This window comes from Rhizobium sp. C104, assembly GCF_022354505.1.
GTDB classification, from domain to species: Bacteria; Pseudomonadota; Alphaproteobacteria; order Rhizobiales; family Rhizobiaceae; genus Rhizobium; species Rhizobium redzepovicii.
The window spans coordinates 1,371,644-1,397,130 of record NZ_CP092348.1; the positions used below are offsets into that span (position 1 = coordinate 1,371,644).

Below are 25,487 nucleotides of genomic sequence, written 5' to 3' on the forward strand. Positions count from 1 at the left end.
GCGAGTAATCTTTCCTCCGGGGATCGCCGTCTATCTCGGGCGCGAGGCCAGCCAGACGTGAAACGCTGCAACCTCGTATCGACTCAACGCCTTCGGCGCTGCGACGATGTAATACGCCCACTTCACAGGCCAGCGGACGTCTGGCAACAGATGGACCAGCCTGCCGCTGTCGAGTTCCTGCGCCACGAGCGCCTTGCGCACGAGGGCGACGCCCCTTGCCGCGACGGCAGCCTGAATGACTGCCGCCGTGGAATTGATCTTCAGCCCGCGTTCTATCGGAAGCCGGTTTGCGCCGGATCTCGCCAACCATTCCGCCCATGTCGGAAAGTCGCCGCCCGGATGCGGCGTGCCGTCAGCGTCTGTTCGACGATCCAGCCGGCGGTCACCTCCCGATCCACCTCGAGCAGCCGATTGTGGCATACCGCGATAATCTCCTCACTCATGAGGAATGTCGACTTCACACCCTTCCAGGCACCAAGACCGCAGCGTATGCCGATATCAGCCTCGCCCTGGGCCAGATCGATGACTCTGTCGGAGACATCAAGCCGGACATCGATCGTCGGAAAGTTCATCGAGAAGTCGTCCAATCTTGCCAGCAGCCAGTTGGCAACGGGACGCGGTGACCACCACGACCGACCGGGCTTTCCTGCCGCGAAGCTTCCGCAGCCCGGTTTCGAGACGATCGAGCCCTTCCGCGATATCATAGAGCGTCGGGCATGGTCACTCGATCGACCAGGCGGCATTGGGAATCCAATGGCATATCCTCGCCATGTATGCCCCGAGCTTCGTCACCGGCCGCCTGATGGTGCGCTTCGGCAAGGAACGGGTCGCGGCCGTCGGTCTCCTCCTCATCGGCAGCTCGGCGGCGGTCGCGCTCTCCGGCTTCGACATCTCCCACTTCTGGCTCTCGCTGGTTCTGCTCGGGATCGGTTGGAACTTCGGCTTCATCGGAGCAACCGCGATGGTCGCCGACTGCCATACGCCGGCCGAACGCAGCAAGGTGCAGGGGGCAAACGACTTCGTGGTCTTCGGTACGGTCGCCTGCGCGTCCTTCTCGGCCGGGTCGCTTCTCCACAGCTCCGGCTGGGAAACGATCAACTTGATCGTGCTTCCGGCGGTCGCCCTGGTGCTGTTTCCGTTGGTCTGGCGGGCGGCGCGGCCCGGCGATCACTCGGGAAGACCGGCCTTGCGGTAGCCATCGACAAAATGCGCAAGCGTCCGAGCGTCGCGGAAGGGCTCGGTCGCCGCCCAGTGGCGAATGGAAAAATGCGGGTTGGCGACGAGGAAGAGATCGGTCTCGGCGCGTGCCTCGTCGGGCCGGCCGAGCTTGGCAAGGCTTGCCGCCAGGAAACGGCGTGAGCTTGAGCGATAGGTCTCGTCGCGGCGCAGCGTCTCGACGGCGGCCGCATATTGGCCGGCCGCATATTGCGCCTGGCCGAGCGTCAGATAGTACCAGCTTGCCGGAAACGGGTTCAGCCGGAACGCTTTGCGAATATGCTCGAGCCCCTCGCCGACCCGGCCGGCAAGGACGGTGATGTCGGATAGCGCGGCAAAAGTATCGGCCTCATTCGGGTCGAGCTCGATCGCCTTGGCGAATTCCGCATCCGCTTCGGCGAAGTCGCGCTCATAGGCAAGCAGGTAAGCCAGGACCCAACGGCAGCCGGCATCGTTGGGATCGAGCGTGACGGCCCTGCGTGCCAGTTCTAAAGCGAGGCTGCGGTCGAATTCCGTCGGCCCGCCGCTATGGATCCGTCCCATCCAGTGGTTCATGGCGAGCCAGCGATAGGCCTCGGCATAATCAGGGTCGAGGGAGACGGCGCGCGTCAGCATCAGATGCGCTTCCTCAGCCGCCTGCGGGGAATCATCCATCAGCCTGCGCGCCCGCACACAAAGGTCGTAAGCCTCAAGGCTGATTGGCCGGTTGCGCGGCGGTGGTGCGCGCAGCCGCCCGAGCAGCGCCTCGACGATCTTTTCCGCCACCTCGTCCTGAACGGCAAAGATATCGTCGAGGCTGCGATCGAAGCGTTCGGCCCACAGGTGATCGCCGCTCGCGGCGTCGATCAGCTTGGCATTGATGCGGACCCGTCCTGCGGCGCGTCGGGCACTGCCTTCGAGCAGGTAGCGCACGCCTAGTTCCCCAGCGATCTCTCGCATGTCAACCGCCTTTCCCTTGTAGGAAAACGCCGAGTTGCGGGCGATGACGAACAGACCCGGCATCCTGGAAAGGTCGGTAATCAGGTCTTCGGTCAGCCCATCGGAGAAGAATTCCTGCTCGGGGTCATCGCTGATATTGACGAAGGGCAGCACAGCAATGGATGGCCTGTCAGGCAGCGGCAAAGCCTTTCGCTTGACGCCACCGGGCTGATCTGTGGCCCCGGTGAAGCGGTAGCCGACGCGCGGAACCGTGGCAATCCACTCGCCGCCGTCTGCAGCAGGGCCAAGCAGCTTTCGCAGCTGCGCGATCTGGACGGTGAGGTTGCCCTCCTCCACCGCCCTGCCCGGCCACGCCGCATCCATCAACTCGGCTTTGCCGAGGATTTCGCCCGGCCGCCCGACGAGCGCCGCAAGCAGCTTCAGCCCGCGGTGGCCGACGGCCACGGGATCGTCATTCCGAAGGAGCGTTCCCGCCGCCGGATCAAGCACGAACGGACCAAATGCAAAACGCGATCCCTGCATAGCCGCATCCTAGAGTCTTTAAAGCTTGGATGAAACTGTTCGTCCGCTTAGTCCGCGTGGTATCGAGGATGCGAGCAGTAATGGCGGCGACCACGCGGCCTGAACATAGACCGTCGAGGTGACACGCATGGTTTTCTGGATAGCGGCTGCGGTCGGGTTGGCGATCGCCTATCTCCTCGGTTCGATACCCACGGGCTATCTGGCAGGCAAACTGCTGAAAGGCATCGATATCCGGGAACATGGCTCCAAATCCACCGGAGCAACGAATGTATTGCGAACGCTCGGCAAATGGCCGGCGTCGATGGTGCTTCTGGTCGATGTACTGAAAGGTGTGGGCGCAATCGCCTTTGCGCGCGGGTTCTGCCTCTGGCTCTCGACAGTCCCATCATCCACTCCACCGGCAGCCTTCGATCTGCAGAGCTCGGAGCCTTGGGCTGTCTGCCTGGCGGGGTTTGCTGTGTTGCTAGGGCACAGCCGGTCGGTCTGGCTCAATTTTGCCGGAGGCAAGTCGGTTGCGACGGGGCTCGGCGTGCTGCTGGCGATGTCATGGCCCGTGGGTTTATGGGCCGCGGTGGTTTTCGGCGCCGCGCTGGCTATCTCCAGGATTGTTTCCCTCAGTTCGATGCTGGCGGCGTTGACGGCCATGGCCCTGGTCTGCGGCCTGGAGCAACCGCTGCCCCATCGGCTGCTGGTGATCGCCGGCGGCGTTTACGTGATTGTGCGCCATCGCGCCAACTTTCGGCGGCTTCTGGCTGGGACGGAGCCACGTCTGGGCAAAGTTGCCTAAGAGAAAAGAGCAATGACCCCATCGACGGCTTGCTGCGAGAAGCAGGATCAAGCCTGCCGGACGATGGCGCCGATCGCATTGACAAGAAGCCGCGAGGCGGTGAGCGCCGACAGACCGTCAATGTCGGCGGGAGGATAGAACTCGACAAGGTCGAATCCCGCGATCCTCGCCCGCCTGCCGAGGCCGGCGATCAGGTCGACCACCTCAGAGTAAGTGAGGCCACCAGGGGTACGCGCCGCCACACCAGGCATGATGCCGGGATCGATGCTGTCGCAATCAAGTGTGACGACGACCTGCGCTCCTTCCGGGATATGCTGGAGAGCGGCGCCGACGCCCTGGCTATGAACCTCGCGAGCGGTCACAAAACAGCTGCCATAGCGTTGCGCCGCTTCGATGTCGGCGGTGCGCGCGCTGCCGACACTGCGCAAGCCGACTTGCACCATGCCGGCGACATGCGGCATCTCGCTCGCCCGGCGCATCGGACTTGAATAGCCGTGATGTTCGCCATGCACCTCGTCGCGCCAATCGATATGGGCGTCGATCTGCAGGACCCAGACCGGCCCTTGCGCCGCAAAACCGGCAAGGAAAGGAATGGTCACGGAACAGTCACCGCCGAGCAAGATCGGTATGGCCGGCAATGCCAATACCTTTCGCGTCTTCGCCTCGATCCGCGCCCGGTTGCCGATATTGTCGTGCATGGTTGTCTCGACATCGCCGGCGTCGGTGCATGCGATCGGCTTGCCATCGAACAGCGGACCGCCGAGATCGAAATCCCAGTGCTCGATGAGCCCGGCATCGTCCTGGCTTGCAGCACGGATGGCGCCGGCCGCCAAGGCATAGCCGCCGCTGTCCTTGCCGGGATAGGTCGTGCCGTGGGCGGCCGCGAAAATCACCGCCCGGGGCAAGCAGTCATCAGCGAGGCGATTGGGAAGGCCGAGAAAGGAGGGCGAGGCGGTCATTTCCTGATGGTCCTGCGTTCGATCCTGACCTGTTTAGCGCCTTTGGAAATTTTTGAGAACTTTTTGGGAGAGCTTAATTACGGCGTTCGCCATATCCCGCAGAATTCATCCTCCTAAGCCGACGGGCTCCAGGGTTCTGAGAACATAGGGTCTGACGAGGATATCTGCATGAGTGCCGAAAACACCCTATCACTAAGGGAGGCCCGTATCCCATGGGTGGCGATGGCAGGGGTCATCGCGACCGTTACGGTATTCGCCGTGGCGCAGGGGCTGACCTATCCGCTGCTGAGCTTCATCCTGGAGCGGCAGGAAACGACATCCGGCCTGATCGGCCTGTCGGCGGCGATGACGCCGCTGGGTTTCATTGCATCGGCGCCCTTCATTCCGGCGCTCTCACGGCGCCTCGGCGGGGCGCGGCTGGCCATCCTGTGTTCGATCCTGGCCGCCCTCACCCTGATTGCGATTGGCTTGATGCAGAATGTTTGGGTCTGGATGCCGCTGCGCTTCCTGCTCGGCGTCTTTGCCAATCCGCTCTATGTGATCAGCGAGACCTGGCTGATCACGATCACGCCGGCGCCGCGGCGCGGCCGGATCATGGGCCTTTATTCGTCGATTGTTTCGGCTGGCTTCGCCATCGGCCCGCTGTCGCTCGGCTTCACCGGCACGGAGGGCTGGCCACCCTTCATGATCGGTATCGCGGCCTTCCTCGCCTGTGGCTTCATCGTGGTTGCCGTCGCACCACGCGTGCCAAAGATGCCTCGCGAAGGCGAGGCAACATCGCTCGGCGGCTTCCTCGTACTGGCGCCGCTGCTGATGTTTGCTGTTTTCACAGCTGCCGCCTTCGAGCAGATCCTGCTTTCCCTATTCGCGGTCTATGGCGCGGCCCTCGGCAGCGCCATGGGACGGATCGCTGCGCTCATCACCTGTTTCATTGCTGGCAACGCGGTGATGCAGATCCTGCTCGGCCGCGTCGCCGAACGGCTTGGCTCGACAAGGACCATGTCATTCTGCGTCCTGGCTTGCCTTGCCGGTTGCCTGCTGCTGCCGCTGGTCTTCAACGCATGGCTGATCTGGCCGCTGGTTTTCGTTTGGGGCGGGGTCTCGTTCGGGATTTACACCATGTCGCTGATCCAGCTCGGCGAACGTTTCACCGGCCAGGCCCTGATCGCCGGCAACGCGGCCTTCGCTTTTACATGGGGCATCGGCGGTATGGTGGGCTCGCCCGCTGCGGGATTGGCGATGCAATTGATTGGACACCAAGGGCTGCCGATGTCGCTTGGCCTACTCAGCTGTGTCCTGGCGGGGTTTCTGTTGGCGGCGAGACGGCGGGGCGGGTGAACCCTGCCCTCGACTTTCAGGCATTGAACCGCGAGTATATAACGCGTTATATAACATTCAATGCAACGGAGAACAGGCATGGTCGAAGATGTGGTTCGAACCCTCGGTTTTCTGTGCTTGGGCAGCCGGCTGCGGCGGATCGGAGAGAGGCTGCAGGCCGATACGCAGCAGGTCATCGACGAAGCCGGTCTCAGCATTCAGGCGGGCAAATATCCCTTTTTGGCCGCGATCGACCGATCCGGCCCGCTGACGATCGGTGAGCTTGCGCAGGCGGTCGGGATCACCCAGCCCGGCGCAACCCGCACCATCGGCCAGCTTCTCGAACTCGGCTTCGTCGATATGCAGCCGGCCCCGGACGATCAGCGACGCAGACTGGTCTCGCTGACCGGCAAGGGACAGGATCTTGTCGATCATTCGAAGATGGTCATCTGGCCGCGCATCGCGGCGGCCGTTGCGGATCTCTGCGGCGATCTCGACGGGCCGATTCTGGAGCAGCTCGCAGCCATCGAGGACGGGCTTGCGGCGGTGCCGCTTGCGCGCCGCCACGCCGCCAAGGAGGAAGAAGCATGACCCATATCCTCGACCGGCCGATCTGGACCGCGTTGGAGACAGCGCATGCCGGCCTTGCAGAGGGGAACGAAAACGCGCGGCGATACCCACCATCGATCGTCCCCTTCGCGGCGTCCGCCGACGATAGGCCTGAAAGCCTCGACGCCCTGGAGATGCTGCCGGCGTCGGAGGAGAGCATGATCCTCTTGGAAGCCGGGCCGATCGCCATCCCAACAGGCCTTGCCGTTGCCACGGAAGCATCGGCGGTCCAGATGATTGCCGAGCGGCCGCATAAGCGGATTTCGGATTCCCGCATCGAGAGGCTGACGGAGGCCGATGCCGCCGACATGCTGGCTCTGGCGACGCTGACCAAACCCGGCCCATTCACGCTCAGAGCCCAGAGCCTCGGCAGCTTCTGGGGGATCAGAAGCGAGGGCCGGCTAATGGCAATGGCCGGGCAGCGGATGCGGCAGACCGGTTTCATCGAACTCAGCGGGCTTTGCACCCATCCCGATTTCCAGGGGCGCGGCCTCGGCACCCTGCTCTTCCGCTTCGTTGCCGGCGAAATCGCATCCGGCGGCGATACCGCCTATCTGCATGCCTATGCGGCAAATACGTCCGCCATCGCCCTCTACCTCGCGCTCGGCTTCACGCTTCGCTCAGAGATGAACATGCGCGTGGTCAAACGCCGCGGCTGAGCGATCGCACGACGATGCAGGAGCCCCGGAGCGCCTATCTTACCGCCGCCGGCAGTACTTCGAATTTCCAGAAGTTTTCCGGGCTGAAATAGGTCCCGGCAAATGCGCGAATATCCTCGACGGTGACCTTGTCGTAGCCGCTGAGACTGTCGCGTATCCGGTCTAAACGACGCGGATCCATCTGAGCGCCCCGCAGAGATTCGATCCAATATTCGTTGCTCTGCCGCTGATGCTTCAGTGTCTCGATGATCGGTTCCCGGGCGCGCGCGAACTCGTCCGGGGAGACATCATGCGATCGCAGGTCATTGGCGATGTCGTCGGCAAGTGCATAGAAGCGCCCGATCTTTGCCGGTTCCGTCTCGACGTAGAAAAATGCGTAGCCATAGCCGGGGATTTCGCGTGACAGGTTCGCGTCACCCTCCAGGACATAACTTGCGCCTTCCGCAATACGAAACTGGTCGATCAGCCTGTTCTGAAAAATCTGGGTGGCGATATTGGCGGTGAAGGACCGCGGCAGATCGGAGAGCAAATCGCCGATCGGTGCCCCGAAGGCGGCGGCCGCGTTATCCGCCCTGCCGCTATGGGTCAGCAAAATGGGCGTCTTGTTCGCCGCCGGGAAACGCACGTCACCCCACTCCTTGCTCAGCACCGCCTCCGGCCGCGGCGGCAAAGCGCCAAAGGTTTCGGCTGTCATCCGGATTGCGTCATCCACCGTGACGTCGCCGACGATGGTGATATCGATCGGGCCGGTGGAAACCATGGGCCGGAACTGCGCCTCGAAATCGTCCGGCTTGGCGGCGGACAAGGCAGCGCGATCGGGGAAGGTCCAGCGCGGATCGCCGGAATGCACGAGACCTCCGAAATCGCGACTGACAACGCCGCCGGGGGTCGCCTGATACTGATCGAGGCCGCTCAAATAGGCCTGCTGCACCCGCTTGAAAGCCTCCGGGCGGTAGGCGGGATCGGCGGTGTATGCCGTCATCAGCTGCAATCGCGCTCGCAAGATCTTCAGTTCGCGTGCGGCCGTCGAAGCTGAAGGAACTGTCGCCGACGGAGAAGTCGATGCCGACGATGTTGGCCGTCAGCGCTTTCTGGATATCCTGGTAGTCCATGGCCTTGACGCCGGACAGCGCGACGGCCGGAGACGCCCAGATCGGGGCGGGACGGTCCTGCGGCAGGTCCAGCCGGCCGCGGCCGATATCTTCGCGCACCAGCACTTCATTGGCGCGCAGCTTGGTCGGCTTGACCGTAAGCCGGACGCCATTGGAAAAGCGCACCATGGTCACGCCGAGATCGTCGACGGCGCGGCGTTCGACCACGGCGCCCGGCTCGCCGAAATGGGTGTAGGGCCAGGCGACGTCGGCTGCACCGGATGATGCCGAGACGGCAGTAGCCTTTGAAGCATCATAGGCCTGCCGAACCGCGTCGGCTCCGCCCTGCGGTGATTGGGCCGTCTGCAGCACGACCTGCGGACCGTTGCCGGAGAAGGCATGCCGCAGCGCCTGATTGACCTCGGCTGCCGTGACGTCCTTCGTGATCGTCTCGAACAGCGAAAGGTCTTCGGCGGGCGACGTAAAGACCTGATTGTCATCGACGCTGCTGGCCAGCATGGAAGCGATGTCGGTGGTCGTGCGCGTCGCGGCTCCGGCCGCGGCAGCCTGGAGGAACGAGCGATATTCGAGGATTTCACGATCGAGTTCAGCCTGCGCAACGCCGAACTCCTCGATACGCCGCTGTTCCTGGTCGATGGTCGCGAGCGCCGCCTGCCATTTATCCGGCTCGGAATTCGCCACGATCAGGACGATATGCGCGGAATCAAGAAGATCCTGGGAGCCGGCGACCGCACTGATGAAAGGGGCATCCGCCTTGCTGGCAATAGTGCTCACCCGACGTTTGAGCACCAACAGGCCGAGATCTTCGATAAGCTGCGTGCGGCGCTTGGCAAATGTGTCAGCCGCGGCGTCATTGGGACGCGTCCAGGCTATCTGGATGCTGGTCATGCCGCCGGGAACAGCGAGGACGTCGGCGCTTTCGCCTTTCGTCTCCAGTGTGCCCAGATCCGGTTTTGTTGGTGCCCGCCCCACGGCCTTCCAGTCGCCGAAGTGCTGCCGGATTTGGGTTTCCATGGCAGCCGGGTCGATATCGCCCACCACCATCAGCGTTGCCCGCTCGGGCCGATAATTGGCCCGGTAATAATCACGGACGAGGTCTACAGGCGCATTGCTGATGATGTCGGTTTTGCCGATCGGCACGCGGATGGTCGCGCGGCGGCCGGCGAGCAAGGAATTCATGATTCCGAGCCCTGCGCGATATTGCGGCGTGTCGCGCAGCCGCTCCTCCGACAGGATGACGCCGCGTTCGCGATCGAAGGCGCCGGCATCGAGGGTCAGTTCGCTCGCCGTCTCCCGCATCAGCATCAGGCCCGTCGAAACCGTGTCAGCATCGACCTCGGGAAGATCGAGTGCATAGACAGTCTCGTCATAAGAGGTGTGGGCGTTGGTATCAGGCCCAAAGGCCAGGCCCTTGCGCTGCAGGATACGGATTATCTCCCCTTCGGCGACATGCGTCGAACCCTTGAAGGCCATATGCTCCAGAAAATGCGCCAAGCCCTGCTGGTTGTCGTTTTCCTCGAGCGAGCCGGAGCCGATGCGAAAGCGGATCGCCGCCTGCCCGGGTGGCGTGGCATTGCGCATGATCGCAAACCGCATTCCGTTGGCGAGCGTGCCGAAATGGACGTCGGTGTCGGCTTGTAGGTCGCTTTGTGTTTGTGGCCAGGATGTGGACGAGGTGTCCGCATAGGCCGGCGACGCCAAGCTTGCGACCAGAGCAACCGTCGCGAGAAACCGCCAGGCGGCGGAGCATTCCATTTTATAAGACATTCTTGTCCAGGGATGAGCGTAAAGAGATGGATCGTGTTGATCTGACTATTCCACAGGTTGCATTTCTCTTCAACTTCTATGTGTGCCAGTGGACGAGACGGCAAAACTCCGGCCAGCTGCTTCCGCCGATGTCAGACCAATGTCATCGAAACCTCCTAAGGGATTGCGCCTTATCTGTCACCAGGAGGCGTTTTCGATGGCGACATTGCAGCAGGTCGCTTTCCGGGCCGGATGTTCGCTGGCAACCGCAAGCCGGGTTCTCAGCCGTGACGGACCGGCGAGCGACCTGATGGTGCGCAAGGTGCGCCGCGCCGCCGCAGAACTCGGCTATCGCCCGGCCGGCCATTCCGCCGGGCGGATCGGGCGCCGGCCGGTGGTCGGCGTGCTGATTCCGAGCATCACCAATCCGGTCTTTGCGTCGTCGCTGTCGAGCATCCAGAACCGCATGCTGGTCGCCGGCCACGGCGTGTTGATCGCCCAGTCGAATTACGATCCGGCGCGCGAGGCTGACGCCGTCGCCGCCCTGCTCAACGACCAGCCGACCGGGCTGATCCTCACCGTCTGCGATCCGTCGACCAGCGAGGCGCTGCTGGCCAGACTGCCGCCGACCGTGCTGCTCAACAACCTCCCGACCGCGCAGTTTCCGGCGGCCGTCACCGCCGACAATCGCGGCGCGGGCCGCGAGATCGCCACCTTCCTGATCGGCATGGGCCATCGCCGCATTCTCTTCCTTTCCGGCAATTTTGCCGCTTCCGACCGCGCCCGCCTGCGCTACCGGGGTTATCTCGACGCCATGGCCGAGAACGAGCTGCCACCGCTCGACGCCGTGCAAATCCCCTTCCTCGGCGGCTACGACCAGATCGACCTCGGCACGGTGATGACCTCGCTTGCGCCGACGGCGATCATCGCCTCCAATGACCTTCTGGCGCTCGGCGTCATCGGCGCGCTGAAGCGCGAGGAGCTGTCGGTGCCCGGGGATGTATCGGTCGCCGGCTTCGACGGCATCGCCATCGGCCGGCTGATCGATCCGCCGCTGACGACAATCGAAATGCCGGATGCCAGCATGGGGGCGACGGCCGCCTCGCTGCTCCTAGACATGGCGGAGAATGCCGCCCCTGCCCGCCATCTCGATGTCGCCTATACGCTGCGCCGCGGCGGCACGGTGCGCGCCATCTGAAGCTTCGAAACAAAAGGGCCGCCACGCACTCGGCGTGACGGCCCTTCTTCTGACGCGGAAAGCGATCAGCTGCGCGGCAGCATGCCTTCGACGTCGGCGGCCGCGTCGTCGAGCGCTTCTTTGGGTTCGGCCGACTGGTCGACGATGCGCGAGAGGTTGTCGACGATCGTCTGGGTAACCTTGACGCCGTTGGAGCCGGGAAAGGCATACCAGGGGATCATCACGGGCATCTGGCTGAGGCCTGCCTGGAACAGCGGGTTCTGCTTGTAGAAATCGCCGAGATATTCCGGCAACTTGGCGGCAAGCTCGTTGTTCGGGACGTAACCGGTGCCGGGCACGACGACGGAAGCGCCGTAAGGGCCGGCGGCGAATTTGGCGAATTTCCAGGCGGCGTCCTGCTTGGCGGCGTCATGGGTCAGGATGACGACGGCGTTGCCGCCGGTGGGAAGACGGCCGTTCACCGGATCGATCAGCGGGATCTTGGCGGTGCGCAGATCGAATTTGTTACCGACATTCTTGATCGTGTTGCGCAGCGCGCCCGTGGTCTGGAACTCGAAACCGACCTTGCCGGCTGCGAAAGCCTGTTCGCCGGTGGGCTTGGTGAAGACCGGCATGCCGCCCTCGGTCACCAGGCGATGCAGGACCTCGACGGCCTTCTCGCCTTCCGGACCGTTGAAGGCGACCTTGCTTTCGTCGTCGCTCAGCATCCTGCCGCCGGCGCCGAAGAGCAGAGCCGAAAACATCCAGTCGTCGCCCTGCCAGCGGAAATCGATGCCGTCGACGCCGTTGCCGAGCGCCTTGATCTTGCCGCCGAGCGCGATGACCTCGTCCCAGGTCTTCGGCGGATTGTCGGGATTGCCGCCGGCCGCCTTCACCAGATCGGCGTTGTAATACATGATCGGGTTGGAGGTCGCAAAAGCCAGGCCCACCTGCTTGCCCTTCACCTGGGCGAGTTTGAGGATCGTGTCGGAGAAGCCCTGCTCGGCCATGTTGCCCTCTTTCTTGACGAGCGGGCCGAGGTCGACGGCGACATCGCGTTCGTCGAGCATGCGCAGGCGGTTCAGGCCGATGAAGGTGATATCGGGCATTTCGCTGGTGCCGACCTGGCGAAGGATCGTCTGGATGCCTTCCTCATAGGTCGCCGACGGGCTGGCGAACTGGATTTTGATATCGGGGTTCTCCGCCATGAACTTCTTCGAGATCGTGTCCATCACGTCCTTGAAGAAGCCCGGCATGGGGTAGTGAACCGTCAGCGTCGTCTCGGCATGCGCTGGAAGCGCGATTGCCATCGATACGGCCGCTGCGGCGAGAAGCTGGGTGATATGTTTCATCGCTCGTTCTCCTGGTTGAAGCCGGTCAGCCTTTGAGACCGGTCATGGTGATGCCCTCGACGAAACGCTTCTGCGCAAGCAGGAAGGCGGCGACGAGAGGAAGGGTAATGATCAGGGTCGCCGCCATCAGCGCGCCGTAGTCGTCGCCGGCCTCGGCGGCGCGGAAATACATCAGCCCGAGGGGTGGCGTGGCATAGTCCTGCTTGCTGATGACGATCAGCGGCCAGTAGAGATCGTTCCAATGGGCGACGACCGAGAAGATGGCGAAGGCGGTGACCGCCGGCCAGGCATTCGGCACGATGACGCGGGCGACGATGCCGAGCTCCGACATGCCGTCGAGACGGGCGGCATGGATGAGGTCGTCGGGCATGGCGCGGAAGAACTGCAGGAACATAAAGATCGCGAAGACCGAAATGGTGAAGGGTGCGATCAGGGCGGCATAGCTGTTGAGCAGGGCGGCGCGGTCGAAGGCGACATAAAGCGGCAGCGCCGTCGCATGGATCGGCACGAGAAGGCCGAGCATGACCAGCACCATCAGCGCGCGGGCAGCGCCGAAACGCAGCTTCGCCATGGCATAGGCGCAGGGGATCGCCACCAGCACCTGGAAGAAGAAGATCAGGCTGCAGACGACGACGCCGTTCCACAAGAGCCGCGCCATCGGCACCCGGCTCAAGGCCTTGGCGAGATTCTCAGCATAGGCGAAATGCGCCGGGATCAGCGACAGCGACGAGGTGAAAATGTCGCTCTGCGTCTTGCCGGCCGCCGAGATCATGAAGATGTAGGGCGACAGGAAGACGATCGCGCCGAGGGAAAGCAGGCTGAGGCGGATCACTCTGCCGAGGGAAAAAGCGCTTGTCGTCATGTGTAATGCACCCGGCGGTCGAGAATGCGGTACTGCAGGAACATCAGCACCACCAGGATCAGCAGAAACACCACGGTCATCGCCGAGGCATAACCGACACGCAGATAGACGAAGCCTTCCTGGTAGATGGTAAAGAGCAGCACTTCAGACGCCTTGTTCGGGCCGCCCTCGGTCAGCGTCTTGACCGTCTCGAAGACCTTGACCGCATTGGTGATGCTGATGGTGATGACGAAGAGCGTCGTCGGCCCGAGCATCGGCCAGGTCACCAGCAGGAAGCGGTCGAGCGAGGATTTTGCGCCGTCCACTTCCGCTGCGGCGTAAAGCTCGCGCGGGATTGCCGTCAGCCCCGCCAGGAAGAGCACCATGTTGAAGCCGGCCGATTGCCAGACGCCGATGATCGACAGGCTGTAAAGTACGGTGCCGGAGCTGCCCAGCCAGTTCGGACCGGGCAATCCGGCAAGCGCCAGCAGCGCATTGATCGGGCCGATCGTCGGGTGGAACATATATTGCCAGACGGTCGCCATGGCGACGATCAGCGAGGCGACCGGCAGGAAATAGGCGGTGCGGAAGACGCTGCGGGCCGCAGTCTCGCTTTCGATCAGCATGGCGATGCCGAGGCCGAGCAGGATCGAGACGGGCGCGACGATCGCCGTATAGACCGTGGTATTCCACAGCGACTTGCGAAAGGTGCGGTCGGTGATCAGGTGGGCGTAGTTCTCGAAGCCGACGAAACGGAACTCGCCGTAGCCGAGTTCGAAATCGGTAAAGCCGAGCACGACGACAGCGGCGACCGGCAAAAGTACGAAGAGAAAAAGCAGTGTTATCGCCGGCAGCACCAGCATCCAGGCGATGCGGCCCTCGCTGCGGCGATGGGCAAGAGCGGAATGACCAGGAATGGCCATAGAGGCGAGGCTAGCCATGCGCCCTCTCCCGCTCGGTATCGGCATCACCACTGAGCCCGGCATTAGCAGAGCTGAGCCCGGCATCGCCGCCGGCGACCACGCCGGCGAGCCGGCTGCCGTCCTCGGCAAAGACCAGCGTGCGGCCGGGCGACAATCGGAGCCCCACGGCATCGCCCGCCGCAAGCCCGGAGGCTTCGGACGGCTGTACCTTGGCGATGACGGTCTCGCCGATCGCATCGAGCCGGCAATGGAGGATGACTTCGGACCCCAGGAATTCGAGGCGTTCGATCCGGGCGGCAAGGCCGTCATGCCGGCTCTTGGCGAGAAAGACGAATTCGGGGCGAATGGCGATCGTGACCGGCGTCTTGCCGGCAGGTGCATTTTCAAGCGTCAGCCGCAGGCCGCCGCACAGGATCACGCCGCCTTCGACAAAGGCCGGAAGCAGGTTGATGCGCGGCTGGCCGATGAAGCGGGCGACCTCGATATGGGCCGGGTCGTCATAGATGACCTGAGGAGTTGCGATCTGCAGCAATCGGCCACCTATCATCACGGCGACGCGGTCGGCCATCGACAGCGCCTCCGCCTGATCATGGGTGACGTAAAGCGTCCGCCGGCCAGGATCTCACCGCTTTCGGCATGGTCGAGGCCGGCAAGGACGCGCCGTTGAGGATCTGGTTGCCGCCGAAGGCCTTGGTGATGCTGCGAAGCGAGAGCGCGCTCATTCGACGGCCTCGCGCGGCTTGACCGCCTGCGGATAGACCTCGAGCACGACATCGTCGAGCACATGCGCGGTCATGCCGGGAACGGCGACGATCTGGCTTTCGACCGACGTATCGAACTCGTGGATGACGGCGCCGATCAGGCGCTCGCCCGGCATCTCGCGCTCCATCTTGTCGATGATGAAGGCCGCCGACGGGCCCCAGGTCAACTGGGTATCGTCGAAGCGACCCTGCCAGGCCCGGTGAAGGTGGCCGCTGGCAAACAGCGCCACGTCATGGGCTGCTATCAGATCATAAAGCCGCCGGCGCTGAGCCGGACGAACGCTCCAATAGCCGGTATCGCCTTCATCGGGTGCATCGACGAACAGAGGCTTATGCGCGAAGAGAGCCACGCGCCGCCCTGCCCTGTCTTCGAGCGCCTTGGCGAGCCATTCGAACTGGGCCTCTTCCTCGTCATCCTCATGACCGAGAAGCAGCGAGTTCAAGCCGATGAAGCGCCAGCCGGCCGCATCCTCCAGCCAGCGATCGTCACCGGCAAGGCTGCGCCAGCGGGCCAGCCGCTCGGCGTTGACGGGCTGGTCGGACCCCTCGAGATGGCCGACATCGTGATTGCCGGGGACGATCAGCATCGGGATCGACACTTGCCGCATCAGATCCATCGAGAATGTGATGTCCTCGTCCTTGTCGGCGCCGTCGAGTGTGAGATCGCCGGTGTGGATGATCAGATCGGCGCCGGTCGCTTCGATCCAGCTCAGAAGCGGCGCCCAGTTGCCGTTGAAATGCGGCTTGTTCGGGCTGAAATGGGTGTCGGTGATCTGAATGATTTTCATGAGTGCGTCTCCGAGACCTTAGAAGCGCGTCGTGCGCACTCCCTTCTCGGGCCCTCTCTAGAAGGCTCCCATGTCAATCAGACATCCGATGTTTTCAGCTGTTTCTCAGTTTTGACATCGATCTGTCATGCAATGAAAAGGCTGCCCGCTGGAACGGGCAGCCTTTTCCGGCAATTGGAATTCAAAAGGTAGTGCGATCAGTGCCGTCGCGCGTTGGCGGGAATGGACGATACCGTTGCCGATACAGGGTCGCTTGCCGGAAAGCTGTCCTCAAGACCTTCATTGAGCTCTTCCTCCAGCACCGCGCTATCATGGGTCGAACGTGCGCTCGGCTGGCCGATCAGGCCCTTGCTGCCTTCGTCGAAATTGCCGTTGCTCAACGCGTCGTAACGGTTGATGCTGCCATCCGCCTCGCTGCCGGAAAAGCTGGTCAGCTGGACCATCATCACCTTGGCGTGGTCGACGGCCTTGGAGTGGTCGAGTTCGCCGTGAGAGTTGTCGATCTTGACGGAGATCGATTCCCCTCCCTCGCCCAGGAATTCGACGGTGAAGATGTCACCGGCCTGTGACACTCGCGTATCGATCAACTGCATGGAAACCTCCTGTGTCCTTCGATATCAACGGCAATCACGGTCCCTGAGTTCCACGGCAAGGCCATTCCACGTCGACGTGTGCGGCAGGACGTTGGCAACTGCTGAGCCTTTCCGTGACGCTTATGGTTAATTTATTAATAATTCAGAGTTTATAAAGAGAACGAAGCGGCCTTTCCGAGTGTTGATGGTGCGCCGCGGAGGAACCCCGATGATCCTGAAAATCCTTACCCCAAGATCGACACCGATTGCCACGACACCGGCACTTATGCCGATGGGATCTTTGCCGAAAACCGGATCGATCTGTCTGCTCGCCGCGACGGCCGCCGCCGCTCGCAGCACGAGCGCGACTACGGTGCCGGCAGAAAACTGGAAAACCTGCCGGTCGGATTTGCCTGAGCGCCCTGCGCACCCATTGCCTGCTGCCTTGGAAGGCGCGACGCATCACAGCCTGCGAAACACTAGGACGCCTGAGGCAGGCAGCACGGCATCGAGCATTCCCGCAGTGGCTCTGATCCTTCCGCCGCCGTTGCCGACATTCCAGCCGCCGAAGGTCTCAGCATCGCTATTGAAGATCTCTTCCCAGAGGTCGTCTCCCAGACGCTCGCTGCGCAGCCGATAGCCGTTCTGGAAAGCAGCGTCGTTCAGCGATCCCACCACGAGGAAATCCTCGCCGTCGTTCCACCGATGAAATGCGATCACCCGGTCTTCGTCATGGACGTAAGGAATGGCGATGTTGCGGGAGCGAATGGCTGCCTCTTTGATGCTGAGGGCGATTAGGTCGCGATAACAGCTGATCATCCCTGCCCCGTTGCCCGCAGCCTCGCCGAGGATATTCTCCCGGTTCTCCAGGAAATCATTGTAACGATAGGGCTTCTGGGCGCCGATTTCCTCGCCCATGAAAAACATCGGCGTCCCGGCCGATAGCAGCGTCATCGCCGCCGCAAACCTGGATCTCGCCTCCGCCCAAGCCCTGGTCTTGCCGACGATCGGCGCGAAATTGACCGCGATGACAGCGGTTCGTGCCGACCCTTCGCGATTGCCGCAATCGTCGTGCGACTGGTTGTAGACCACCTTCGATCGCGCGCTCGTCTGCAATGCGCCGGCAAGCGACGACATGGTCAGCGCCCGACTGTCGCCAAAACCGGCATTCTTCAAAAGCTGCGCCTGCGCGCCACCGTGATATTCGACAAGGTTGTGATGAAAATCGCCGTACCAGGTGGCGTCGAAACCGAGCCCATCGCCGGTCAGGCTCGGCTCCGTCATTGCCGACCAGTCCGAATAATCCTCGGCTGTCAGGAAAAGTTGCGGCTTGATCAGCCGCATCGTGCGGGTCCACTGCTTCAGGAATTTGGCGCCGAAGGCGGCTGCCCGATCGGCGCGCCGGCCGTCGGCATGCAGCACTGGATATTGATGGATCGAACTGGTCTGATCGAGCCGGAAGCCATCGATATGGCAGACGGAGACGAGAAATGCCGCACTCGAGATGAAAAGCTGCCGAACCGCCTCCTCGTCGAAGGCAGGCGCCCATCCCGTGGAGATGTTGTCGATATAGCCGCCCGCGGGATTGGCGTAGTCGCCTGGGCGTCCCTCATACCAGTAGTAGATATTGCGGGTGGGATCGTTGGAATCATAGGCCCATTGCGCCCGCTCGCCATCCGGATCGAAGTGGTTGTAACAGACATCCAGAATGACGGCGATGCCCTGCTGGTGGCAGGCCTTGACGAATAACTTCAGCCGGTCGGTGCCGCCGGCGCCCTGATCGGCGGCAAAGAAATGCGAGGTGCCGTAACCCCAATTGGCCCGCGCCTCGAATTCGGCGATCGGCAACAGTTCGACGGCGTTGACGCCGAGCGCGGAAAGATGCGCAACGAAGGCGATCGCATCATCGAGCGTTCCCGGCGCGGGTTTGCCGAAACCGAGCGCGCCGACATGCAATTCATAGATCACCAGATCCTCGAGCCGGTCCGGAAGTTTGCGGCCGGCCACGAATTCGTCAGCCCAGAAAGCCTGCGCGGCAAGCTCCTGCCCGGACGGCAGCACCACCCGCTTCGGGTCGCAGACGACCGAGCAGCTCTGCGGTCCGTCCAAACCAGCCGGCGATCCATGATAAGGCGCACCATCCGGATCGAAATCTCCCGCCCCGATCTGCATCAGCGACCAGATGTCGGTCCGGTAGGCAAGCGATCCGTCGTCCTTGGTGATGCGATACATATAGGGCGTGCCGACCATGCCGTCGAAATCCGAAAGGCGGTGATCGTCGGCGGTTTCAACGGTCCAGAACCCGTCGACAGTCCTTCGCATGCTGATGGTCCCGAGCGCTCCGGTGCCGTCGTCGGCGACGTAGCCGATGGCGGGATCGGCGAGCACCAGCAAGACTTCCCGGGCGTTCGGCGCCCAGACCGAGAAACGAATGCGGTCGGCACCGTTGCGCCTTTCAATCCGGTTCGCCCCCAGACGGCCGATCCATGTCAGATAATAGATCTGCGGCTCCATGCCCGGCTGGAGTTCGAAGGAACATTCCCGACGCGACGAGGCCTCGTCGTCCAATTCGGCGGCGATAGCCCATAGATCCGCCACGCCCGGCCGGTCAAGCTCGATACCCCAGCGAAAATTCGTGCCGATCTCGCCATCGGGAAAGGAAACCCTGGCGACAAAGACATCATAGCCATCTTCGTCCTCGGAGCGCTGCATGGGAACCGATGTCCAGTCGGCCGAGGGGCGGCCGTGCCGGTCCCAACTGCCGCGGAGGCGGACATTGTCGAACGCCATCGACAGCAGACCGCTGCGAAACCGGAAATGAACATTGACGGTCATCGGAACCTCCAGATGCTTCGGATTTTCCCCGGCTCTGCTGATGCGGCCGTCTCACCCAGGCATGATCTGCCCCCCGACCGGAAAAATGCAAGCAAAGATTGACGGTCGCGTTACACAAATTGCGGCCCGATACGGGCCACATTCAAGACAACAAATCATGGTTAACAAGCGGCAATGCACGGCCCTCCGCGTGTATTAAAACGAATTGGCGACGGAAAATGGGGATATTTTCTCATGGCCGATTGCATTGCAAATCGGGAGAAAGCTATGGCCCAATCCGATAGAATAAACGATATTATTCGCTCCTTCGGAATTGATACTCATATCGACAGCAAAGCCGGTGAGGACAGGCTGACCGGCGGCAGCGGAGGCGATAACTTCGTCTTCGATGTGAAGCCCGACAATATGAGCGTCGAGAAGATCCGGGATTTCTTCTTCGCGGCTGAAGACAAGCTGCTGCTCGACCATTCGATTTTCGCCGCGCTCAGCCTGTCCGCATTTTCGGATGAGAATTTCGTTCACGGCAAGAAAGCGCTCGAGGCGGATGACAAGCTGATCTACGATCAGGCGAGCGGCGTTCTATCTTTTGACGCGGATGGGAGCGCGGCGGGCGCGGCAATGCATGTCGCGGAGCTCGACAATTCCGCTGAGCTTCACTTCAAAGATTTCCTGCTGATCTGACCGGGTCAGGCCCGTCGCTGTTCTGCGGCAGCTGCCACACCACACTGCGTTTCCAGGCTACTCTTGCCGGCATGACATTCCCGGCCACATTCCTCCGTTGACGCCACTTGCAGCACTGGAGAAGTTCTTGCCCTGGATCGCCTATATCGTCCATTTCATCGCCGCCGCCTTTTTGACCAACGGTATCCCGCATTTCGTCAACGGCGTCAGCGGCAGGCCGTTCCGCATCCCGTTCGCACCGCGGAGCCAACGTAGTTCGCCGACGGCGAATGTCGTCTGGGGCTGGGCGAATTTCCTCGTCGCCTTCCTGCTGTTTGCCAATATCGGGCCGCTCTATATCGGCACGCCGGGCGATACGATCTTCGTGGCGGCCGGCATGCTCGTCACCGGCATCCTGCTCGCCCGGATTTTCGGCGGCGATGTGAACTAGCGCAAACCTGTGGGGAAGCTCAGCTTGACGGTCGTTCCGTGCCCGGGAGAGGAATAGATGGATGCCTCTCCGCCGCTCTGACGGACGAAGCCATAAACCATGGCCAGGCCAAGCCCTGCTCCACCATCTCCGCCTCGTGTGGTGAAATAAGGCTCGAAAGCTTTGTCTACGACCTCTGGGCTCATGCCGATGCCGCTGTCGGTCACCGAGATCAGCAAGGTGTCTCCGTTTGCCGTTGCACCGATAATGATGACGCCTCCTGTCGGCATCGCTGCCGAAGCGTTGAGACAGAGGTTCAGAACGGACTGCTCCAAAAGGGCCGCGTCGAGCGATACGACCGGCAGGCCGGTATCCAGGTCCAGCTTGATATGGCACTTTGCGCCGACAGCGATCTCCAGGATATCGGCCATTCCGCGAAGGAGGCTGGCGACATCCACCGCGCTTGGATAGAACGGCTGCTGGCTGCCGATCGACAGCATGCTGCCGGCCAGCGAACGTCCTCTCTCGGCAGCCTTGCGAATCCGCGCAATGTTGCGTTTCTGCCGATCGTTGAAGCCGGTTTCACGCTCGAGAAGGCCGAGGCTGCCGGTGATGATGCCGATCATGTTGCCGACTTCGTGGCTCACCTGATGCGTCATGCGCATGATGCCGTCCAGTCGCTGAACCTTTGCCGCTTCCGCTTCCTGTCGATCCATCAGCGTGACGTCGCGTGCCAGAAGAACGATGCCGCCCTCCGGCTGTCGTGACATGGAGATCTCGATCACCCGCTGGTCGCCGGTGCGATGGCGGACGACTGCGCGTTCCGACAGAGTGCCGCGCTCCGGATCGGAGGGCAGCAGGGCGAGATCGATCTCCGGCACCGGCTCGACAAACCGGCGCAGCGGCAATTTGCGCGCGGAACCCGAATGGCCGAACAGTTCGATGATCCGCCTGTTCATGGTGATCGGTCGCCCGATCCTGTCGAAAAGCGCAATCCCCTCGTTCATATTGCGAAAGGTTGAACGGATGGTGCGAGCGGCGGCTTCTGCGGTGCGTCTCAAGCGAGACACGCGATCCACGCTGTCCTTGAAAGCTCGGAAGGCGTCCAGCAGACGCACAAGCTCGGTTTCATTTCCACGATAGGCTGGCGGACCCACTTCGTTTTCACCCTTGGCGAGCGCATTCATGCCGTTCGACAGCGCCACGATGCCCCGTGATACGCGCATGACCGACCGGATGGAGAATATGGCCATGACGAGCACGAGCAGGAAAGCCAAGGCCACGGTGGCCAGGAGCCGGCTCAAGGCATCGGAGGTCGAAAGCAGATCGTCGTTCAGCTGGCGTGCAACTGCATCGCTTTGCGTCTCCGTTGCATGGGAGAGGTCGCGGGAGACGGCATGCAGCTTTGCGACCGCCGCCCGGATCGCGAACATATTCAAAAGGTATCGTGTTTGAGCTTCGAACACGCGCTCATACGGCTGCAGCTCGGCAGGCGAAATTCTCAAATCGGGCTCGGTTTTCCCCTGCGCGGCCGTCGTATCCGCCACGTATCGTCTGCGAAGTTCACCGAGCTGGAAAAGACTGTCGGAGGTGGAAGCCGCTTGCACGATTCCATTCACTTGACGGCGCAACTCGTGATCGACGATGCCTTTGCCGGTCGCCACCTCCCCCAGCGCCGCGGCAGCTTCAGCTTTGTGATTCTGTGCAGCGTCGGCATCCCTGGCAAGCACAAGCGTCTGTGTCCTGATAAGATCGAGAAGCTCAACCATCCTCGGACTCGCAAAGCCGCGGGCAGCCTGGTCTGCTCCGTGGGGCGCGGCCGTCTTCAGCAGGCTGTCGACCTGCAGCACGACAGCGCGGCTCTCGCTTGCCACCCGGTATGGCGAGGTCGAGTTCATCAGGAAGGGCGCGCTCGACACCAGATCGGAGACTTGCCGGGAAACGAGCGAGGCCTTGGCGAGGCTCGTGAAGGCCTGCAGGCCGTAAGCTGCCATCTCGTCACGGGCGCGCTGCAGCCCGTAGATCGCGATCGCCGACAGGCTGAACACCAGGAAGCAGATAAACGCAATCGCGAACGGCAAGCGAAAGGCAATCGACGACAGAAAGGAGCGGCTGATCACGCGGACGGCTCGCCGTCGCCGGTGTGCAGGACATAGCCCTTTCCGCGTCGTGTCTTGATATGGCGCGGGAGGTCGGGATTGCGTTCGATTTTCCGCCGGAGCCGCAGAACCAGAACGTCGACGTTGCGGTCGATGTAGCGATCGCTTTCCGAGCCAAGCCGATCGAGGATCTGCGCCCGGCTCACCGGCTGGTTGGGGGTCTGCGCAAGGATTTCAAGCAGGGCGAATTCGGCCGTCGTCAGCGTTTTGCTGCGGTCGGCGAGGCAGACGGCTTGCCGGCCCATCAGGTCGATGGCCCAATCGCCAAGCAGCAGAGAGGGACGTTCGTGCTCCCGCTCACTCTCCTTTTCCTGTTTCAGTGAGGGCACGGTTCGCCGTAAGACAGCTTTGATGCGGGCCGTCAGTTCGATCGGTTCGAACGGCTTGACGACATAGTCATCCGCAGCAGTTTCCAGGCCGAGAACACGATCGGCGGCACTGCCGGCTGCCGTCACCATGACGATACCGATATTGGCCTCCGACCGCAGTTTTTGGGCGAAAGCCCGGCCGGATGTCCGCGGCAGGTTATGGTCGACCAGCACCAGATGCATCTGCTCTCGTGCCAGAATATCGGTCGCCTCCTCGGCGGATCCCGCGCAGGTCGGAATCCACCCCTCGGCCTCGACGAGATCGGAGATAAGTTCCGCCATATCCGGATCGTCCTCGACGATCAGAATTCGAACCTTCTGATTCAGCACCGCTTGATCCTCCCGGCGCAATCATAGGCATGCCGCCGCCAATGTTCAAAGACACTCTGATGATGGGGTTTGTCACATTTGTAATGAATGTAATGTCGCTCCGCCCGGCGATGAAAAATCGGTAACCATTCTTCGATTGCGGTGAAGCGAAGATCTGACATGCTGCCTGTGGAGATTGGAACGGGAGGTTCCAAGGGAGGCTTGCGTGAGAATATTGACCGCTTTTGCTGCGGGCATGGCTTTCTGGCTGTGCGGCGCAAGCCACGGCATGAGCGAGGCGCGATTGAACGTCCTGTGCGGCGTCGACGAAGCCTGGTGCATGACCATGGAAAAAGCGTTCGAAACCCGCGCGGGTATCGATATCTCGATGGTTCGCAAGAGCACCGGCGACATACTCGATCAGATCCGTACCGAAAAATCACATCCGACTGTGGATGTCTGGTGGGGTGGAACCGGTGATGCCCATCTGCAGGCGGCCTCAGAGGATCTGCTCGATCGATACCAGCCCGACCATGAACATGATATGCTGCCTTGGGCGCAGAACTTTTTTGCTATGTCCGGCTCACGGTCGGCCGCCATATATGCGGGGGCTTTGGGTTTCGCCTACAATTCCGATCTCCTCGCAGCGCTGAAGCTTCCGGCCCCGACCTGCTGGCAGGACCTGACGAAAGAGGCCTATCGCGGCCATATCCAGTCCGGCAATCCGAATTCCTCCGGAACCGCTTTCACAATGCTGGCCACACTCGTGCAGCTCCTCGGCGAAGAGGAGGCCTTTCGGTACATGGCCGCGCTCAACCGTAATATCGTCGAGTATACCCGGTCCGGCGCGGCGCCGGTTAAGGCTGCGGCCCGCGGTGAAATCCTGATCGGCATCTCGTTCATGCATGACGCGGTCACCCTGAAGGAAGCAGGCGCCCCCCTTGTCATCGTCGCCCCCTGCGAAGGGACGGGTTACGAGATCGGTGCGGTCAGCATCGTCAAGGGCAGCCGCAATGCCAGAGCCGCCCAAGCCTTCGTCGATTTCGCGCTTAGTCCCGAAGGCCAGGCGACAGGAGCCGCCGCCGGCCAGAACCAGGTCCCGTCGAACGCCAAAGCGGCTTTGCCGCCGGCCGCCCCCGACATCACCATGATCAAGATGGTGGATTATGACTTTGCAACATTCGGCTTGTCCGACGAGCGAAGTCGGCTGTTGACCCGCTTCGACGCCGAGATTTCTCCGACCCAATAGGCCGGCATCCGACCGCCATCCGACATTTGGCACACGGTGCGATCGACGCGCCGCGACGGGCAGCGCGTGTGCCGCTGACCCAACACCCTCTCAGACGCAAGCAACAGGAGGATACCCATGCGACTGACAGTTCTTTCCACGCTTCTCTTTGCCGGAACGGCGCTGGCTGCCGGTTCGGTCCAGGCCGCTGGCGAGCTCAACCTCATCTGCTCGGCCGATGTCGTCATCTGCGAGCAGATGCAGGGCGACTTTGAAAAGGCTCACGACATTAAGGTGAATATGGTGCGCCTGTCCTCGGGCGAGACCTATGCCAAGATACGCGCCGAGGCTCGCAATCCGAAGACCGACATCTGGTGGGCTGGCACGGGTGATCCGCATGTTCAGGCAGCATCGGAAAACCTGACACTGGAGTACAAGTCGCCGATGCTCGACCAGCTGCAGGATTGGGCCAAAAAGCAGGCGGAGAGCACCGGCTTCAAGACGGTCGGCGTCTATGCCGGTGCGCTCGGCTGGGGTTACAACACCGAGATCTTCAAGACCAAGGGTTATAAAGAACCCCGTTGCTGGGCCGATCTCCTGGCGCCGGAATTGAAGGGCGAAATCCAGATCGCCAATCCGAACTCGTCGGGCACGGCCTATACGGCTCTCGCTTCACTGGTGCAGATCATGGGCGAAGACCAGGCCATCGACTATCTGAAAAAGCTGAACGCCAACGTCTCGCAATACACCAAGTCCGGATCGGCTCCGGTCAAGGCTGCGGCGCGGGGCGAAACGGCGCTTGGTATCGTGTTCATGCATGATGCCGTCGCCCAGACCGCCGAAGGCTTTCCGGTCAAGTCGGTCGCGCCATGCGAGGGCACCGGCTATGAAATCGGCTCCATGTCGATCATCAAAGGCGCCCGCAATCTCGACAATGCCAAGGTCTGGTACGACTGGGCGCTGCAGCCCGAAGTTCAGTCGCGCATGAAGGATGCCAAGTCCTTCCAGCTGCCGTCGAACAAATCGGCGGAGGTGCCGAAGGAAGCGCCGAAGTTCGAAGACATCAAGCTGATCGACTACGACTTCAAGACCTATGGCGATCCGGCAAAGCGCAAGGCCCTGCTTGAGCGCTGGGACCGGGAAGTCGGCGCCATTGCCAACTGAAGATCGATGAATGACGTGGCATCCCGGACGAATCCGGGATGCCGCTCCATTCTCC

Annotated in this window: 21 protein-coding genes and 5 pseudogenes; 11 read left to right on the forward strand and 15 right to left on the reverse strand. The window is 62.1% G+C overall.

Annotated elements, in window-relative coordinates:
* Nucleotides 1-30: 30 nt before the first annotated feature.
* The gene (locus MF410_RS36575; protein WP_275593024.1) at nt 31-306 is read right to left on the reverse strand and encodes a LysR substrate-binding domain-containing protein; all 276 of its coding nucleotides are present in this window, start codon (nt 304-306) and stop codon (nt 31-33) included.
* Nucleotides 273-572 (reverse strand): LysR substrate-binding domain-containing protein, encoded by a 300-nt coding sequence (locus MF410_RS36580; protein WP_275593025.1) that lies wholly within the window; start codon nt 570-572, stop codon nt 273-275. The genes MF410_RS36575 and MF410_RS36580 overlap by 34 nt, the downstream gene beginning before the upstream one ends.
* Before the next feature lie 110 nt (nt 573-682).
* On the opposite strand from MF410_RS36580, the pseudogene MF410_RS07935 reads away from it, so the two are divergent.
* Nucleotides 683-1,195 (forward strand): annotated as a pseudogene (locus MF410_RS07935) (MFS transporter); the annotation flags it as partial.
* Here MF410_RS07935 and MF410_RS07940 read toward each other — a convergent pair.
* The gene (locus tag MF410_RS07940; protein ID WP_097628879.1) at nt 1,168-2,676 is read right to left on the reverse strand and encodes a winged helix-turn-helix domain-containing protein; all 1,509 of its coding nucleotides are present in this window, start codon (nt 2,674-2,676) and stop codon (nt 1,168-1,170) included. The pseudogene MF410_RS07935 and the gene MF410_RS07940 overlap by 28 nt on opposite strands.
* 127 nt (nt 2,677-2,803) lie before the next feature.
* Here MF410_RS07940 and plsY point away from each other — a divergent pair, with 127 nt between their 5' ends.
* Complete coding sequence (gene plsY, locus MF410_RS07945) at nt 2,804-3,463, forward strand: glycerol-3-phosphate 1-O-acyltransferase PlsY (RefSeq protein ID WP_097628880.1); 660 nt, start codon at nt 2,804-2,806, stop codon at nt 3,461-3,463.
* 47 nt (nt 3,464-3,510) lie between these two features.
* Here plsY and MF410_RS07950 read toward each other — a convergent pair whose 3' ends face one another.
* Nucleotides 3,511-4,422: an agmatinase gene (locus MF410_RS07950; RefSeq protein ID WP_097628881.1), complete on the reverse strand. Its 912-nt coding sequence runs from the start codon at nt 4,420-4,422 to the stop codon at nt 3,511-3,513.
* Between the two features lie 168 nt (nt 4,423-4,590).
* On the opposite strand from MF410_RS07950, the gene MF410_RS07955 reads away from it, so the two are divergent.
* From MF410_RS07955 to MF410_RS07965, 3 genes are all read left to right on the forward strand, one after another.
* Complete coding sequence (locus MF410_RS07955) at nt 4,591-5,760, forward strand: MFS transporter (RefSeq protein ID WP_097628882.1); 1,170 nt, start codon at nt 4,591-4,593, stop codon at nt 5,758-5,760.
* A 78-nt stretch (nt 5,761-5,838) separates the two neighbouring features.
* Nucleotides 5,839-6,330, forward strand: a complete 492-nt coding sequence (locus MF410_RS07960) for a MarR family transcriptional regulator (RefSeq protein WP_097628883.1) — start codon at nt 5,839-5,841, stop codon at nt 6,328-6,330.
* A complete protein-coding gene (locus tag MF410_RS07965) occupies nt 6,327-7,007 on the forward strand; it encodes a GNAT family N-acetyltransferase (protein WP_097628884.1) in 681 nt (226 codons plus the stop codon). Before MF410_RS07960 ends, MF410_RS07965 begins: the two co-directional genes overlap by 4 nt.
* Before the next feature lie 34 nt (nt 7,008-7,041).
* Here MF410_RS07965 and MF410_RS07970 read toward each other — a convergent pair.
* Nucleotides 7,042-9,886: pseudogene (locus MF410_RS07970) on the reverse strand (insulinase family protein).
* Nucleotides 9,887-10,082: 196 nt separating this feature from the next.
* Here MF410_RS07970 and MF410_RS07975 point away from each other — a divergent pair.
* Nucleotides 10,083-11,063, forward strand: coding sequence for a substrate-binding domain-containing protein (locus MF410_RS07975; protein WP_097628886.1), 981 nt, complete (start codon nt 10,083-10,085; stop codon nt 11,061-11,063).
* A 65-nt stretch (nt 11,064-11,128) separates the two neighbouring features.
* Here MF410_RS07975 and MF410_RS07980 read toward each other — a convergent pair whose 3' ends face one another.
* The 7 genes and pseudogenes from MF410_RS07980 to MF410_RS08005 form a co-directional block, all read right to left on the reverse strand.
* Nucleotides 11,129-12,394, reverse strand: a complete 1,266-nt coding sequence (locus tag MF410_RS07980) for an ABC transporter substrate-binding protein (protein ID WP_097628887.1) — start codon at nt 12,392-12,394, stop codon at nt 11,129-11,131.
* A 25-nt stretch (nt 12,395-12,419) separates the two neighbouring features.
* On the reverse strand, nt 12,420-13,256 hold the full coding sequence (locus MF410_RS07985) for a carbohydrate ABC transporter permease (protein ID WP_097628888.1): 837 nt from the start codon (nt 13,254-13,256) through the stop codon (nt 12,420-12,422).
* Entirely contained in the window at nt 13,253-14,176 is a 924-nt protein-coding gene (locus tag MF410_RS07990; protein WP_097628889.1) for a sugar ABC transporter permease, read from the reverse strand. Before MF410_RS07990 ends, MF410_RS07985 begins: the two co-directional genes overlap by 4 nt.
* Nucleotides 14,169-14,765, reverse strand: a pseudogene (locus MF410_RS07995) (TOBE domain-containing protein); the annotation flags it as partial. The pseudogene MF410_RS07995 and the gene MF410_RS07990, both read right to left, overlap by 8 nt.
* Nucleotides 14,746-14,880: a hypothetical protein gene (locus tag MF410_RS36585; RefSeq protein WP_275593026.1), complete on the reverse strand. Its 135-nt coding sequence runs from the start codon at nt 14,878-14,880 to the stop codon at nt 14,746-14,748. The gene MF410_RS36585 and the pseudogene MF410_RS07995, both read right to left, overlap by 20 nt.
* Nucleotides 14,877-15,707, reverse strand: coding sequence for a metallophosphoesterase (locus tag MF410_RS08000; protein ID WP_097628890.1), 831 nt, complete (start codon nt 15,705-15,707; stop codon nt 14,877-14,879). The genes MF410_RS36585 and MF410_RS08000 overlap by 4 nt, the downstream gene beginning before the upstream one ends.
* Nucleotides 15,708-15,904: 197 nt before the next feature.
* Nucleotides 15,905-16,300, reverse strand: a complete 396-nt coding sequence (locus MF410_RS08005; protein ID WP_097628891.1) for a hypothetical protein — start codon at nt 16,298-16,300, stop codon at nt 15,905-15,907.
* A gap of 208 nt (nt 16,301-16,508) precedes the next feature.
* On the opposite strand from MF410_RS08005, the pseudogene MF410_RS08010 reads away from it, so the two are divergent.
* A pseudogene (locus tag MF410_RS08010) lies at nt 16,509-16,696 on the forward strand (hypothetical protein).
* 45 nt (nt 16,697-16,741) lie between these two features.
* On the opposite strand, the gene MF410_RS08015 reads toward MF410_RS08010, so the two are convergent.
* Nucleotides 16,742-19,114 (reverse strand): alpha-amylase family glycosyl hydrolase, encoded by a 2,373-nt coding sequence (locus tag MF410_RS08015; RefSeq protein WP_097628893.1) that lies wholly within the window; start codon nt 19,112-19,114, stop codon nt 16,742-16,744.
* Between the two features lie 333 nt (nt 19,115-19,447).
* On the opposite strand from MF410_RS08015, the pseudogene MF410_RS08020 reads away from it, so the two are divergent.
* Nucleotides 19,448-19,795, forward strand: a pseudogene (locus MF410_RS08020) (calcium-binding protein); the annotation flags it as partial.
* Between the two features lie 127 nt (nt 19,796-19,922).
* Nucleotides 19,923-20,225 carry a hypothetical protein gene (locus tag MF410_RS08025; RefSeq protein ID WP_097628894.1) on the forward strand — a complete coding sequence of 101 codons (303 nt, stop codon included), beginning with the start codon at nt 19,923-19,925 and terminating at the stop codon, nt 20,223-20,225.
* Here MF410_RS08025 and MF410_RS08030 read toward each other — a convergent pair.
* Both MF410_RS08030 and MF410_RS08035 read right to left on the reverse strand, forming a co-directional pair.
* A complete protein-coding gene (locus MF410_RS08030; RefSeq protein WP_097628895.1) occupies nt 20,222-22,324 on the reverse strand; it encodes an ATP-binding protein in 2,103 nt (700 codons plus the stop codon). The two genes, MF410_RS08025 and MF410_RS08030, sit on opposite strands and share 4 nt — an antisense overlap.
* The gene (locus tag MF410_RS08035) at nt 22,321-23,061 is read right to left on the reverse strand and encodes a response regulator transcription factor (RefSeq protein ID WP_041683629.1); all 741 of its coding nucleotides are present in this window, start codon (nt 23,059-23,061) and stop codon (nt 22,321-22,323) included. The genes MF410_RS08030 and MF410_RS08035 overlap by 4 nt, the downstream gene beginning before the upstream one ends.
* Before the next feature lie 235 nt (nt 23,062-23,296).
* Between MF410_RS08035 and MF410_RS08040 the strand changes: the two genes are divergently transcribed.
* Together MF410_RS08040 and MF410_RS08045 are read left to right on the forward strand one after the other, a co-directional pair.
* On the forward strand, nt 23,297-24,289 hold the full coding sequence (locus MF410_RS08040; protein ID WP_131710914.1) for an ABC transporter substrate-binding protein: 993 nt from the start codon (nt 23,297-23,299) through the stop codon (nt 24,287-24,289).
* 117 nt (nt 24,290-24,406) lie between these two features.
* Nucleotides 24,407-25,432, forward strand: a complete 1,026-nt coding sequence (locus MF410_RS08045) for an ABC transporter substrate-binding protein (protein ID WP_097628897.1) — start codon at nt 24,407-24,409, stop codon at nt 25,430-25,432.
* Nucleotides 25,433-25,487 lie beyond the last annotated feature (55 nt).

Bases quoted from the DNA above. Each gene is read 5' to 3' on its own strand.
- MF410_RS36580 (WP_275593025.1), bottom strand. From the start codon at position 572: ATGAACTTTCCGACGATCGATGTCCGGCTTGATGTCTCCGACAGAGTC.
- MF410_RS07940 (WP_097628879.1), bottom strand. From the start codon at position 2,676: ATGCAGGGATCGCGTTTTGCATTTGGTCCGTTCGTGCTTGATCCGGCG.
- plsY (WP_097628880.1), top strand. From the start codon at position 2,804: ATGGTTTTCTGGATAGCGGCTGCGGTCGGGTTGGCGATCGCCTATCTC.
- MF410_RS07950 (WP_097628881.1), bottom strand. From the start codon at position 4,422: ATGACCGCCTCGCCCTCCTTTCTCGGCCTTCCCAATCGCCTCGCTGAT.
- MF410_RS07955 (WP_097628882.1), top strand. From the start codon at position 4,591: ATGAGTGCCGAAAACACCCTATCACTAAGGGAGGCCCGTATCCCATGG.
- MF410_RS07960 (WP_097628883.1), top strand. From the start codon at position 5,839: ATGGTCGAAGATGTGGTTCGAACCCTCGGTTTTCTGTGCTTGGGCAGC.
- MF410_RS07965 (WP_097628884.1), top strand. From the start codon at position 6,327: ATGACCCATATCCTCGACCGGCCGATCTGGACCGCGTTGGAGACAGCG.
- MF410_RS07975 (WP_097628886.1), top strand. From the start codon at position 10,083: ATGGCGACATTGCAGCAGGTCGCTTTCCGGGCCGGATGTTCGCTGGCA.
- MF410_RS07980 (WP_097628887.1), bottom strand. From the start codon at position 12,394: ATGAAACATATCACCCAGCTTCTCGCCGCAGCGGCCGTATCGATGGCA.
- MF410_RS07985 (WP_097628888.1), bottom strand. From the start codon at position 13,256: ATGACGACAAGCGCTTTTTCCCTCGGCAGAGTGATCCGCCTCAGCCTG.
- MF410_RS07990 (WP_097628889.1), bottom strand. From the start codon at position 14,176: ATGGCTAGCCTCGCCTCTATGGCCATTCCTGGTCATTCCGCTCTTGCC.
- MF410_RS36585 (WP_275593026.1), bottom strand. From the start codon at position 14,880: ATGAGCGCGCTCTCGCTTCGCAGCATCACCAAGGCCTTCGGCGGCAAC.
- MF410_RS08000 (WP_097628890.1), bottom strand. From the start codon at position 15,707: ATGAAAATCATTCAGATCACCGACACCCATTTCAGCCCGAACAAGCCG.
- MF410_RS08005 (WP_097628891.1), bottom strand. From the start codon at position 16,300: ATGCAGTTGATCGATACGCGAGTGTCACAGGCCGGTGACATCTTCACC.
- MF410_RS08015 (WP_097628893.1), bottom strand. From the start codon at position 19,114: ATGACCGTCAATGTTCATTTCCGGTTTCGCAGCGGTCTGCTGTCGATG.
- MF410_RS08040 (WP_131710914.1), top strand. From the start codon at position 23,297: ATGGCTTTCTGGCTGTGCGGCGCAAGCCACGGCATGAGCGAGGCGCGA.
- MF410_RS08045 (WP_097628897.1), top strand. From the start codon at position 24,407: ATGCGACTGACAGTTCTTTCCACGCTTCTCTTTGCCGGAACGGCGCTG.